General features: G+C 73.5%; 10 protein-coding genes. 7 read left to right on the forward strand and 3 right to left on the reverse strand.

The features are described from left to right. Positions 1-161 precede the first annotated feature (161 nt). The 4 genes from ABZS51_RS36050 to ABZS51_RS36065 all read left to right on the forward strand — a co-directional run bounded on the left by ABZS51_RS36050 (position 162) and on the right by ABZS51_RS36065 (position 3,315). The gene (locus tag ABZS51_RS36050) at positions 162-1,121 is read left to right on the forward strand and encodes an iron ABC transporter permease (RefSeq protein WP_355450865.1); all 960 of its coding nucleotides are present in this window, start codon (positions 162-164) and stop codon (positions 1,119-1,121) included. A gap of 116 nt (positions 1,122-1,237) precedes the next feature. Next, positions 1,238-2,020, forward strand: a complete 783-nt coding sequence (locus ABZS51_RS36055) for an ABC transporter ATP-binding protein (protein ID WP_355450868.1) — start codon at positions 1,238-1,240, stop codon at positions 2,018-2,020. Further along, positions 2,017-2,667, forward strand: coding sequence for an adenosylcobinamide amidohydrolase (locus ABZS51_RS36060; RefSeq protein WP_355450871.1), 651 nt, complete (start codon positions 2,017-2,019; stop codon positions 2,665-2,667). Before ABZS51_RS36055 ends, ABZS51_RS36060 begins: the two co-directional genes overlap by 4 nt. Before the next feature lie 21 nt (positions 2,668-2,688). After that, positions 2,689-3,315, forward strand: a complete 627-nt coding sequence (locus ABZS51_RS36065; RefSeq protein ID WP_355450874.1) for a Uma2 family endonuclease — start codon at positions 2,689-2,691, stop codon at positions 3,313-3,315. Between the two features lie 71 nt (positions 3,316-3,386). Here the strand turns inward: ABZS51_RS36065 and ABZS51_RS36070 are convergent, their stop codons facing one another. The 3 genes from ABZS51_RS36070 to ABZS51_RS36080 form a co-directional block, all read right to left on the reverse strand. Beyond that, complete coding sequence (locus ABZS51_RS36070) at positions 3,387-4,250, reverse strand: alpha/beta fold hydrolase (protein ID WP_355450876.1); 864 nt, start codon at positions 4,248-4,250, stop codon at positions 3,387-3,389. 73 nt (positions 4,251-4,323) lie between these two features. Further along, complete coding sequence (locus ABZS51_RS36075) at positions 4,324-6,033, reverse strand: hydantoinase B/oxoprolinase family protein (protein ID WP_355450879.1); 1,710 nt, start codon at positions 6,031-6,033, stop codon at positions 4,324-4,326. Further along, positions 6,026-8,062 carry a hydantoinase/oxoprolinase family protein gene (locus ABZS51_RS36080; protein WP_355450882.1) on the reverse strand — a complete coding sequence of 679 codons (2,037 nt, stop codon included), beginning with the start codon at positions 8,060-8,062 and terminating at the stop codon, positions 6,026-6,028. Before ABZS51_RS36080 ends, ABZS51_RS36075 begins: the two co-directional genes overlap by 8 nt. A gap of 103 nt (positions 8,063-8,165) precedes the next feature. On the opposite strand from ABZS51_RS36080, the gene ABZS51_RS36085 reads away from it, so the two are divergent. From ABZS51_RS36085 to ABZS51_RS36095, 3 genes are all read left to right on the forward strand, one after another. Next, positions 8,166-9,656, forward strand: a complete 1,491-nt coding sequence (locus ABZS51_RS36085; protein WP_355450885.1) for a hypothetical protein — start codon at positions 8,166-8,168, stop codon at positions 9,654-9,656. Between the two features lie 5 nt (positions 9,657-9,661). Next, positions 9,662-11,218, forward strand: a complete 1,557-nt coding sequence (locus ABZS51_RS36090; RefSeq protein WP_355450888.1) for a serine/threonine-protein kinase — start codon at positions 9,662-9,664, stop codon at positions 11,216-11,218. Between the two features lie 88 nt (positions 11,219-11,306). Continuing rightward, positions 11,307-11,963 carry a response regulator transcription factor gene (locus ABZS51_RS36095; RefSeq protein ID WP_310715913.1) on the forward strand — a complete coding sequence of 219 codons (657 nt, stop codon included), beginning with the start codon at positions 11,307-11,309 and terminating at the stop codon, positions 11,961-11,963. Positions 11,964-12,041 lie beyond the last annotated feature (78 nt).

Raw genomic sequence — 12,041 nt, forward strand, 5'->3', positions numbered from 1 at the left:
ACGGCGTCTTGTCGCCCCTGGAGACGAGGTAGTAGCCGTTGATGCCCAGGGGGTTCTCCGTCCAGGCGTACGTGTGGCCCTCGGGGACCTTCAGCCCCGCCGCCCCGTCCCGGGCCAGACCGCTGTGGCTGGCCGGGGCGGCGGCGGTGCTGGCCGCGTCCATGATCGTCGGACTGCTCGGCGGGGCCGCCGACATCTCGCCCGGCCAGGTGGCGCTCCAGGCGCTCGACTGGCTGCCGCTGGTCCACATCGACTCCGGCCTCGCCCCCGTGGAGCAGGGCCTGCTGTACGAGATCCGGCTGCCCCGCGTCCTGCTGGCGGGCATCGTGGGCGGGCTGCTGGCCGTGGCCGGCGCCGGCTACCAGGGCGTCTTCCGCAACCCGCTGGCCGACCCGTACCTGCTCGGCGCCGCCGCCGGCGCCGGGCTGACGGCGACGGTCGTGATCGTGCTGTTCCCCACCGGCGCCGGCGTCGTGCCGGTGGCGGCCTTCGCCGGGGCCGTCGGCGGCGTGGTCCTCGCGTACGCGCTGGGCAACACCGCCGGGCGCTCCGGCGGCACCGCGACGCTCGTGCTGGCCGGGGTGGCGGTCACGTCGTTCCTGACCGCGATCCAGACGTTCGTCCAGCAGTTCAAGGTCGAGGAGCTCCAGCGCATCTACTCCTGGATCATGGGCGACGTGGGCGGCGGGTGGGAGCAGGTCCGCCTGGTCCTGCCGTACGCCGCCGTCTCCGCCGTCCTGCTGCTCCTGCACGGGCGGATGCTCGACGTGCTGTCCGTCGGCGACGAGGAGGCGACCAGCCTCGGGGTGCGGGCCGGGCGGGTACGGCTCGCGGTGCTGCTGGCCGCGTCCCTGGCCACGGCGGCGGCCGTCGCGGTGAGCGGGCTGATCGGGTTCGTCGGGATTGTCATCCCGCACGTGGCCCGGCGGCTCGCGGGCGGCTCCTACCGGATCGTGCTGCCCCTGTCGCTGCTGGGCGGCGCCGCGTTCCTCGTGCTCGCCGACGTGGTCGCGCGCACCGTCATCGCCCCGGCCGAGCTGCCCATCGGGGTGGTCACGATGTTCGTGGGCGCGCCGTTCTTCGTCGGCGTGCTGCGCCTGACCCGGCGGGCCGCCACATGACCCGCATGGAGCCCGCCCCTGCCACCGGCCCGACGAGGGGCCCGGCGACAGGGACGGAGACAGGCCCGAGGACAGGCCCGGCGACAGGCCCGGCGACGGGGACGGAGACAGGGACGGTGATCGGCACGGCCGGGGTGTCGGTGCGGCTCGGCGGCCGGCCGGTCCTCGACCACGTGGACCTGTCCGTACGGCCGGGCGAGTGGCTGGCCGTCGTCGGCCCGAACGGGGCCGGCAAGTCCACCCTGCTCAAGGCCGTCATGGGCCTGCTGCCGCACGAGGGCGAGATCACGCTCGGCGGCAGGCCGTCGCGCGCCCTCCGCCCCCGGGACCGGGCCCGTCTCGTGGCCTACGCCCCCCAGACCCCCGCGCTCCCGCCCGACATGACCGTGTTCGACTACGCCCTGCTGGGCCGCACCCCGTACATCCCGTACCTGGGCCGCGAGAGCCGCCACGACAGGGAGGTCACCGCGTCGGTGCTCGACCGGCTGGACCTGGGGGACTTCGCCGGCCGTCGCGCCGGCGAGCTGTCGGGCGGCGAGCGGCAGCGCGTCGTGCTGGCCCGCGCGCTCGCCCAGGAGGCGCCCGTCCTCCTGCTCGACGAGCCCACCACCGCGCTCGACCTCGGCCACCAGCAGCAGGTGCTGGAGCTGGTGGACCGGCTCCGGCTCGCCGACGGCCTCACCGTCGTCACCACGCTGCACGACCTCACCCTCGCCGGGCAGTACGCCGACACCCTGCTGCTGCTCGCCGGCGGCCGGGTCGCGGCGGCCGGCGGGCCGGCCGAGGTGCTCACCGAGGACCTCGTCGGCCGGCACTTCGGCGCGACCGTGCAGATCCGGCCGGGCCCCGGCGGGCGGCCCGTCGTCCACCTCGTCCGAGGAGGCCGGGAGGCGACGTGAACCTCACCTACCGTGACGAGGACGGGGCGCGGCTGGGGACGCTGCTGTGGGAGTTCGGGCCGGGCTGGCGGATGATCTCCTCGGCGGTGCTCGGCGGGGGCATCGGCCCGCGCGCCTGGGTGCTGAACGCCCAGGTGATGGCGGGCTACTCCGGCATGGACCCGGCCGGCCACCTGGCCTCGCTCGCGCCCCCCGGGCCCGGGGTGGGCATGATGACGGCCGCCTCGGTCGACCGCCGCGTCACGGCTTCGGACGGCGGGGTCCTGGCGGTGGCCACGGTCGGGCTGCGCGTCCCCACCTGGGCCGCCGCCCCGGAGGGCGCCGCGGACCCCGAGCTGGCCCCGATGCTCACGCGGCCGCCGGTCGGGACGATCAACATCGTGGCCGCGTTACCGGTGGCCATGACGGACGCGGCGCTGGTCAACGCCGTCATGACGGTGACGGAGGCGAAGACGCAGGCCCTCGTGGAGGCGGGCTTCGCGGGCACGGGCACGGCCTCGGACGCGGTGTGCGTCGCCGTACGGGAGGAGGGCCCGGCGGAGCCCTTCGGCGGCCCCCGCTCCACCTGGGGCGCCCGCCTCGCCCGCGCCGTCCACCAGGCGGTCCGGACGGGCGCCGAAGCGTGGCGGCCCCATGACAAAGAGTGACGAATATCGGGGAAGTAGCATGTGACCGAGGGCGAGATCCGCGACAATGAGTGGGTGCTCGCAATGGCGACGACCGAACCGACCAGCGGAAGCACGGTCCTTCCAGGCGTGCCACCGTTCACCGTCGACGACCTGCTCACATTCCCGGACGACGGGAATCGCTATGAGCTCTTCACCGGGAGCCTCCTGGTGAGCCCTGTCCCCACACCGCTGCATCAGCGCGTGACCGGCCGTATCTGCATCATCTTGGGGGCCGCCGCCCCTCTCGAGCTGGAGCTCCTGCAGACCGTGACTCTTCGGGGCAGCGACGTGGATCTATGGATCCCCGATGTGGTCGTCGTGCCCGCTGCGGCGACGGAGAGCGTGGGCTTGATGTTCTCGCCGCATGATGTCCGGCTTGCCGTGGAGGTGGTCAGCCCAAGCAGCCGGGCCCAGGACAGGTTGCTGAAAGCTGGGGCCTACGCCGCTGCCGGCATCCCTCTGTACTGGCGCGTCGAGACGGACGAAGGCCCCACGATCTACGTCCACGAGCTGGACGGCACGACCTACCGGCCGCCGGTGGCGCACAAGGCGGGCACCGTCGCCGAGCTGCACGCCCCGTTCCCCGTCAGCTTCGACCCGGCGGACCTGCTCAGTCACCGCGGCTGAGCTCACCGCCCGTATCGGTCCGGACGCCGGTACGGGGCTGGGGATTCCGGTTCTGCGATACGCCGCGCATGTCAACCGCGGGGAGCGCGGAGGAAGGCCAGGATGGAGTCGGTCTGACCGAAGATCGAGTGTCCGACTCCGGGCAGGAGCCGCACGGCCGCGTGGGGGACGCATCGGCGGACGCGCCGGGCGGTGTCGGAGGAGTCGAACAGGGCGTCGCGCTCGCCGAGCGTCACCAGCATCGGCTGGGTCAGGCGGCGCAGCGCGTCGTCGGAGAACCTGGGCAGCTGCGCCCGGCGTGGCCTGAACTGCGTGAAGGTCAGCACCAGGTCGTCGAGGATGGATTCGTCCCGCTGCCTGTCCAGGCCGGCGACACTGCGCGCGGACCGGCGCATGCCCCGGCGCCCGAAGGGGCGGAGCAGGACGGCCTTGAGCAGCCAGGCCGACCTGGTCCTGCCCACTCCGCCGGGGCACAGCAGGGCCAGGCGCGTCACCCGGCCGGGCCTGCGGGTGGCATAGTCCAGGGCCATCCAGCCGCCGAGTGAGATGCCGACGATCGCGGTGCTGGTGATGCCCAGCGCGTCGAGCACCTCGTCCAGCCACAGGACGTAGGCGTCGGAGGCGAGGGGTGGGCGGGAGGGGGCGCTCAGGCCCGGTTCGCCGATGAGGTCGATGGCGTACACGCGGAAGTGCCGCGACCAGGCGGTGACGTCGCTGCGCCACATCGCGGTGTTGGTGCCGGAGCCGTGCAGCAGGACCACAGGGGGCGCGTGCTCGGGTCCGGAGGCGATGACGAAGGTCTCACCCTGGCGGGTCGGCGTGTGGATGTGGTCGGCGGACACCGGCCAGGTGCGCAGCGCCTCCCGGTAGCGGCGCAGGATCTCGTTCGCGCCGGCGTCCGACTTGTAGATCGACAGCGCGTCTTGGTTGTGCATGGAAAGTACCGTAACGCTCCCTTCCTTGAGGAACGAAAGGGAATTTTACGGAAGATTGGAGAGTATGAGGCCCTCATGCGGCATCGCGGCCGAGGGTGCCGTCCGCGTCGGCTCGGACGCCGTAGTCCTCGACGGCGCCGCGCAACGAGACGCGGCCCGCCCGCAAGTCCTCGGCCACCGCCGCGAGGTCCCGCTCCAGCGGCGGGCCGATCCCGCCGCCCCCCGTCGTCTCCACCACGAACGCCTCCCCGGCGCCGAACCGGACGTTGTTCACCTTCGACGCCAGCCGCTCCAGCGTCCCGTCCAGGTGGCGCTTGTAGAAGCCCCCGACGCGCCCCGGCAGCCCGCCGTCCCGGCCCGGCGGGGCGAGGCGGAGCCGGTCGCCCCGGGTCGTCACGTGGCAGTCCGCCAGGAACCGGTACACCGTGCGCGACCCCAGCCCGCCCCTGAACCGGCCGGGCCCGCCCGAGTCGGGGATGGTCTCGATCGACTCCACCACCAGCGGGCAGCGGCTCTCCACCGGCTCCACCTGCGGCACCGAGTTGCGGCCGATCCCGAAGTGCACGCCCGTCGCGTCCGGCCCGTCGAGCCCCCGCCGCGCGCCGACCCCGCCGAAGTCGTAGGCCAGGTGGATCCAGTACGGCGCCCCCACGGCCGCGATCGAGAACGGCTGCAGGATCCCGCTCGCCGCGATCGCCCGCTCCGGCACCGCGTCGGACAGCGCCTGGAAGACGGCCTCCATGGCGGCGTAGATCGGCACGTACCGGCCGCCGCACGGGTACGGGGCGCGGGCGTCGAGCAGCGAGCCGGGCGGCAACCGCACGTCGACGGCGCGCAGGCAGCCGTCGTTCATGGGGATGGCCGGGTCCAGGAAGCAGCGCACCGCGAAGACGGCGGCGGCGAGCGACTGCGAGGCGGACGCGTTGATCGCGGCCGGCACCTGCGGGTCCGTCCCCGCGAAGTCCACCACCGCGCCCGCGCCGGCTCCCCCCGAAGGATGGAGGGTGAGGGCGACCCGGATGTGGTGCGGGGTGAGCGTGTCGATGCCGTCGTCGTCGATCGGGTACGACGCCGCGAACCGGCCCGCCGGCAGCTCCGCCAGCGCCGCGCGGGTGCGGGCCTCGGTGTGGTCGAGGTACGCGTCGACGCCCTCGGCCAGGCCCGTCTCGCCGTACTCCTCGACGAGCGCGCCGAGCCGGGCGGCGGCCACCGTCGTGCCGGCGATCAGCGCCCGCACGTCCCCCATGACCTTGTCCGGGGTACGGCTGTTGGCGCGCAGGATCGCCTCGACCGTGGGCTCGATCCCGGCGGCGGTCGCCAGGCGGACGGGCGGGAGCTGGAGCCCTTCGAGGAAGATGTCGGTGGCCAGTGGCGCCATGCCGCCCGCCGACAGCCCGCCCAGGTCCGAGACATGGATCATGGCGGCGGTGAAGTACGCGGGCCGCCCGCCGACGAAGACGGGCCGGTAGACCAGCAGGTCGTTGGTGTGGACGCCGCCCCGGTAGGCGTCGTTGAGCACGTACACGTCGCCGGGCCGCATCGCGGCGAGCGGGACGTCCGCGACCAGCTCGGGCAGGGCGACCTTGAGCGCCATGCTGTTCATGAGGGTCGTGGCCATGGACTGGGCGATCAGCCGCCCGCCGGCGTCCAGGAGGGCGGCGGAGGCGTCGGAGCCCTCGACGATGAACGTCGAGTAGGCCGAGCGGACCACGACGATGCTCGCCTCCTCGGCGGCCACCACGAGGGCGTTGCGCAGGACGTCCGCGGTGAGCGTGTCAGGCACCCGGAGCCTCCTCGGACGCGGCGACGAGGTGGACGGCCCGGCCGGGGCCGAGCAGGGCGGTCCAGCCGGGCGGCACGACGATGGTGGACTCGGCGTCCTCGACGATCGCCGGGCCGGGCAGGCGGGGGAGGAGGCCGAGGGTGGCGCGCGTGTGCACGGGCGTGCCGGCGTAGCCGCCCAGCTCGGCGAAGTACGCGAGCCTGTTCCCCGGCGATCCCCCGGGCCGGGGCTCGGCGGACGGCTCCGCGGGCGGCTCCGGCGGGGCCGCGAGCGTGACGCGGACCCGGTAGCCGACCAGCTCGACCTCCCCGCGCTGCTCGATCCCGTACACCTGGGCGTACCGGGAGAAGAAGCGGGCCTCCACCGCCTCCCGCGACGGCTCCCACGCGACCGTCAGGTCGTGCGACTGCCCGAGGAAGCGCGCGTCCACCGACCGCTCGACCCGCACGCCCGGCTCGCCCGGCGACACGCCGAGGTCGGCCGCCGCCGCGGAGGCCAGCGCGGCGAGGACCGCCTCCGGGTCCCCGGCGTCGAGCCGCGTCAGCACCCGGTCGGTCGACAGCTCGCCCCGCAGCAGTCCCGCGGCCGAGGCGACCCCGCAGTGCTCGGGCACCACGACCCGGCCGATCCCGAACCGCCCGGCCACCCGCGCCGCGTGCATCGGCCCGGCGCCGCCGAAGGCCACCAGCGCGAACCCGCGCGGGTCGATCCCCCTCTGCACGGTCACCACGTGCACGGCCGCGGCCATGGCGGCGCTGACGATCGCGTGCACGGCGTGGGCGGCCTCGGCCCGCGGCACGCCGAGGGGCTCGGCGAGCCGGTCGAGGGCCTTGCCGGCGAGCGGCGGCGACAGGGGGATGGAGGCGGAGCCCAGGTAGCCGAGGACGAGGTTCGCGTCGGTGACGGTCGGCTCGCCGCCGCCGAGGCCGTAGCAGGCGGGACCGGGGGAGGAGCCCGCCGAGTGGGGGCCGACGCGCAGCGCTCCGGCGGCGTCGATCCAGGCGACGCTGCCGCCGCCCGCCCCGACCTCGGCCAGGTCGATGGCGGGCGTCCTGATCGGCACGCCGGTCCCGGCGCGCCGCCCGCCGAAGCTGCCCTTGCCGCCGACGTGGAACTCGTGGGTGATCTCCGGCCGGCCGCCGCGCACGACGCATGCCTTGGCGGTGGTGCCGCCCATGTCGAACGAGATCACGTCGGCGATGCCGGTGGACATGCCCGTGGAGGCGGCGGCGAGCACCCCGGCCGCGGGCCCGGACTCGATGGTGGCCACGGCCCGCCGGGCGGCCAGGCGGGCCGACAGGACGCCGCCGCCCGACTCCATGACGTGGACGGGCGCGCGCACGCCCAGCGCGGCCAGGGCGTCCTCCAGCCGGGACAGGTACGACGCCATCAGCGGCCCGACATAGGCCGACATGATGGTCGTCGTGGCCCGTTCGTACTCGCGGATCTCCGGCCACACCTCGGAGGAGGCCACCACGTTCGGCACCAGCTCGCGCAGGATCGCCGCCACGCGCCGCTCGTGGGCGGGCTCGGCGTAGGAGTGCAGCAGGCACACGGCGGCCGAGGTGATGCCCCGGCGGGCGATCTCCGCGGCGGCCAGCCGAGCGGAGCCCTCGTCGAGCGGGGTCAGCACCTGCCCCCGCGCGGAGATCCGCTCGGTCACCTCGAAGCAGTCGCCGGGCTCGACGGGCGGCGGAGGGGGTGTGAACCGCAGGTCGTACCGGTCCTCCTCCACCCGGGCGTAGCGGCCGAGCGGCACGACCGAGCGGAACCCCCGGGTGGTGACGAAGGCGACCCGCACGCCCTTGCGCTCCAGCACCGCGTTGGTGGCCAGGGTGGTCGCGTGGACCACGCGCGTCACGAGCGCCGGGTCGAGGCCGGAGAGCACGCGCGTAACGCCGGTGACGATCCCCGCGATGGGGTCGTCGTGGGTGCTCAAACACTTGGCCACCGTGACCGTGCCAGAGGGACGGCGCAGCACCACGTCGGTGAAGGTGCCACCGACGTCCACGCCGATCGCGAAGCCCATCCCGGTACGGTAGACAACAAGCAAGCGCTTGTCTATCCGCGGCTCTCTTGACTTACGGCAGGTGATTGGGACGCTGTTTACAATCCTGCGAAACGGAGCGGCGATGGCTCGTCTCACAGCTCTGGCCGGCGGCGCCGCTGTGGCGCTGACGGCGCTGTTCCTCCCGCTTTCCCCTCTCTCCCTCCCGGCCGCGGCGCACGAGCATCCCAGCGGCGTCACCGACCTCGTCACCCCCGCCGTGGTCCGCGTCGAGGCCACCGCGCACATCGACATAACGCTCCTCGACCACATACGGGACCTGGTGCACGTGGAACGGTCCTACAAGGTGCCCATCGGCGTGGGCACCGGAACCGTGGTCAACCCCGAGGGGGCCATCGTCACGCTCACCCGCGTGGTCAAGAGCGAGCAGGACCTCGCGGTCTACGCGGCCAACAAGATCTTCGCCGAGCACCACAAGGTGAAGATCCCGGCCGACTTCGAGCGTCACAAGCTCAAGGACGACGTGCTCGACCACCACCTCCAGCAGTGCTACCCGCCGCTGACCTCCAAGGCCACCTGCATCTTCGCCATCAGGACCGACATCACGGTCTTCCCGAACGTCTCCCCGGCCGACCCCAAGGGGCTCAAGGCGGACCTGGTCAGGGCGGGCTCCGGCCCCGACGCCCCGGCCGTGCTCCAGACGTCCGGCAGGGTCGTGGGCAGTGTCGGCCTGCCCACCGCGCCGCTCGCCGACCGGGTACCCGAGTCGGCGGGCTCGCCCACCAACGTGGCCGGCTTCCTCGGCCGCCCCGGCCCCACCGTGCAGAACACCGTCGAGATCGCCCACCTGGCCAAGGGCGGCGGCGCGGGCGAGAACGGCAGGCCGTTCGCCGACCCGGAGAAGAAGGTGGACGAGCCGGTGAAGCTCGCCGGCCTGGCCGACCGCGGGCTGCGCGGCGCGCCCGTCATCGGCGACAAGGACGGCCACGTCGTCGGCCTGCTCATCGGCGGCGGCAACGCGGCCAGGATGATCGGCATCAGGGAGGTCACGGCGGCCCTGGCCAAGGCGGGGGTCGCCCCGCGCCGGGGTGCGATCGACTCGACGTTCGAGGCGGCGCTGACCCGCTACCACACCAAGTACTACACGGAGGCCGCGCCCGGCTTCCAGCGCGTGCTGGAGCTCTATCCGGGCAACGTGGTGGCCGCCGCGCTGCTCAAGGACTCCCTGGCCAAACGGGGCGGCCCCGAGGACCGCGGCGTCAGGCCGGTCGCCGTGCCGCCGCGCGCCTCCACCCCGCTGTGGCCGTTCATCGTGGCCGCCGCGGTGCTGTTCCTGGCCGCGGCGACCGGGGCGTTCCTGCTGTGGCGGCGCCGCCGCGCGCCCGAGCCGAAACCCGAGCCGCCGCCGCTGGTCACCGCGCCCGCACAGCCGCTGGACGACAGCGCCGGCCAGACCGTGGTCGTCCGGCGCTCGCAGCCGTTCGCGGTGATCCCGCAGCAGAAGCAGGTGCTGACCGCGCAGGAACCGTCCGTCAAGTACTGCACGGCCTGCGGGATGCGGCTGGGCGCCGCCCACCGGTTCTGCGGCTACTGCGGTCACCCCAGCGAGACGTGACGCAGGTGAACGACAGATCACTCATCGGCCAGGAGGTGGCCGGGTACTACATCGAGGACATCGTCGGCAAGGGCGGCATGGCCGTCGTCTACCTGGCCCTGGACCCCCGGCTGAGCCGGCGCGTGGCGCTCAAGATCCTCAACCCGGTGCTGAGCGTCGACGACCGCTTCCGCCAGCGGTTCATCCTGGAGTCCAGGACGGTCGCCAGCATCGAGCACCCCAACATCATTCCCATCTACGAGGCCAACGCCGACGCCGACGGCGTGCTGTACATCTCGATGCGCTACGTCGACGGGCTCGACCTGCGCCGCCTCATCTACGACCGGGGACCGCTGCCGCTCGCCCAGGCCAGCCAGATCTTCGCGCAGGTGGCCGCCGCGCTCGACGCCGCGCACGCCCACGACCTCATCCACCGCGACGTCAAGCCGGCCAACATCCTGCTGGCCGGCGACCACGTCTACCTGACCGACTTCGGCATCACCAAGCACCGCACGTCGATCTCCGGGCTGACGCAGACCGACCAGTTCATCGGCACCCCCCGGTACATGTCGCCCGAGCAGATCAACAAGGAGCACATCGACGGCAGGTGCGACCAGTACGCGCTGGCCTGCGTCGTGTACGAGGCGCTGTCGGGGCGGCTGCCGTTCCAGCGCGACAACGACATCGCGCTGCTGTGGGCGCACCTGGCCGAGCAGCCCACGCCGCTGGCCCAGGTACGGCCCGAGCTGCCGCCCGAGGTCGACACCGTGATGGCGCGGGCGCTGGCCAAGTCGCCCGAGCAGCGCTACCCGTCGTGCGGGGCGTTCGTGGCCGCGCTGCGCGACGCGATGAGCGGCCACCTGGACGCCCAGCCGCTCGCCCAGCCGCTCGTCCAGCCGCTCGTCCAGCCGCCGGCCGGCCCCGTCCCGGTACGGCGGAGGGAGCCGGCCGCCCCGGGCGGGACGGGCCGGATCGGGAAGCCGGGCCGGCTGCCGATCATCGCGGCCGCGCTCACGGCGGCCGTCGCGGCGCTCGTCCTCGTCGTGCTGCTCGTGGTGAGCCAGCGGGGCGAGTCGTGGGCCCGCTACCGGCCCACCACGGCCGCGCCGGTGAGCTTCGAGTACCCGGCCGACTGGACGGTCCGCACCCACGAGGACCTGTTCGCGGTGGTCTCGCCGCACGCGACGGAGTTCGAGTCGATGTTCGTCTCGGGAGCCGGGGCGGACTGGGCGCCGGTCACCCCGCTCATCACCGAGGAGCCCGACAGCGCCGCCGGCGTGTACGTCCAGGTCTCCGACACCCTCAGCACCACGGCCACCGACACGCAGATGAAGGCCATGCTCGAAGGGCTGCTGCCCGGGAAGATCGACGTGAGCGGGCCGGTCACCGAGCAGGCCGGCACCAGCCCCGCCACCCGCTACACGGGGTCGCTGACCGACCGCGACAGCGGCGTCCGGCTCGGCTTCGTCGGCTACGTCGTCGACCGCAAGCCCAAGCCGATGCTCCTGCTGTACTTCTGCGCCCGCAACACCTGTGACGACGCCGTGCAGGCGCGCGTCCGCCAGAGCGTCCGCCTCTCCTGACCCGCTCCGAATCTGTGATCTTGGAAGCCACTTGCGCGCGGCTTGACCTGGGTGTCCCATCAGCCCGTGGCCGTCTAGTCTCCCGCGTGTGAGCATACGCATCGTCATCGCGGACGACCAGGCGATGATCAGGGCCGGCCTCCGCATGATCCTGGAGGCCGAGCCCGGCATGGACGTCGTGGGCGAGGCCGCCGACGGCCGGGAGGCCGTCGCCGTGGCCCGGCGCACCCGTCCCGACATCGTCCTGATGGACATCTCCATGCCCCGCCTCGACGGGCTGTCGGCGGCCAGGGAGCTGCTCGAGACGCCGTCGCCCCCCAAGATCATCACGTTGACCACCTTCGACAGCGACGAGAACCTGTACGCCGCGCTGCAGGCCGGCACCAGCGGCTTCCTGCTGAAGGTCTCGCCTCCGGAGCAGCTCCTGGAGGCCATCCGCGTCGTCCACGCCGGCGACGCGCTGCTCGACCCCGCGGTGACGAGCCGGGTGATCGCCTCCTTCGCCGGCCGCCGCGAGCCGACGCCCTCGCCGCGGCTGGGCGAGCTGACCCCGCGCGAGCTGGAGGTGCTGCGGCTGCTGGCCCGCGGCATCACCAACGCCGAGATCGCCAGGGAGCTGTTCGTCGGCGAGGCCACGGTCAAGACGCACGTGGCGCGGGTGCTCATGAAGCTGCACCTGCGTGACCGGGCGCAGGCGGTCGTCTTCGCGTACGAGTCGGGGGTGGTGCGTCCGGGAGCCTCCTGAGTCTCAGCATCCGGAAGCCTTTTGTGATGCTTCGGGGGTCTGTGTGTATATTTTCCGTTTGAAAGCGGGAGTTACAGG

Origin of the sequence: Nonomuraea sp. NPDC005501, assembly GCF_040605905.1 — a bacterium.
GTDB lineage: Bacteria > Actinomycetota > Actinomycetes > Streptosporangiales > Streptosporangiaceae > Nonomuraea.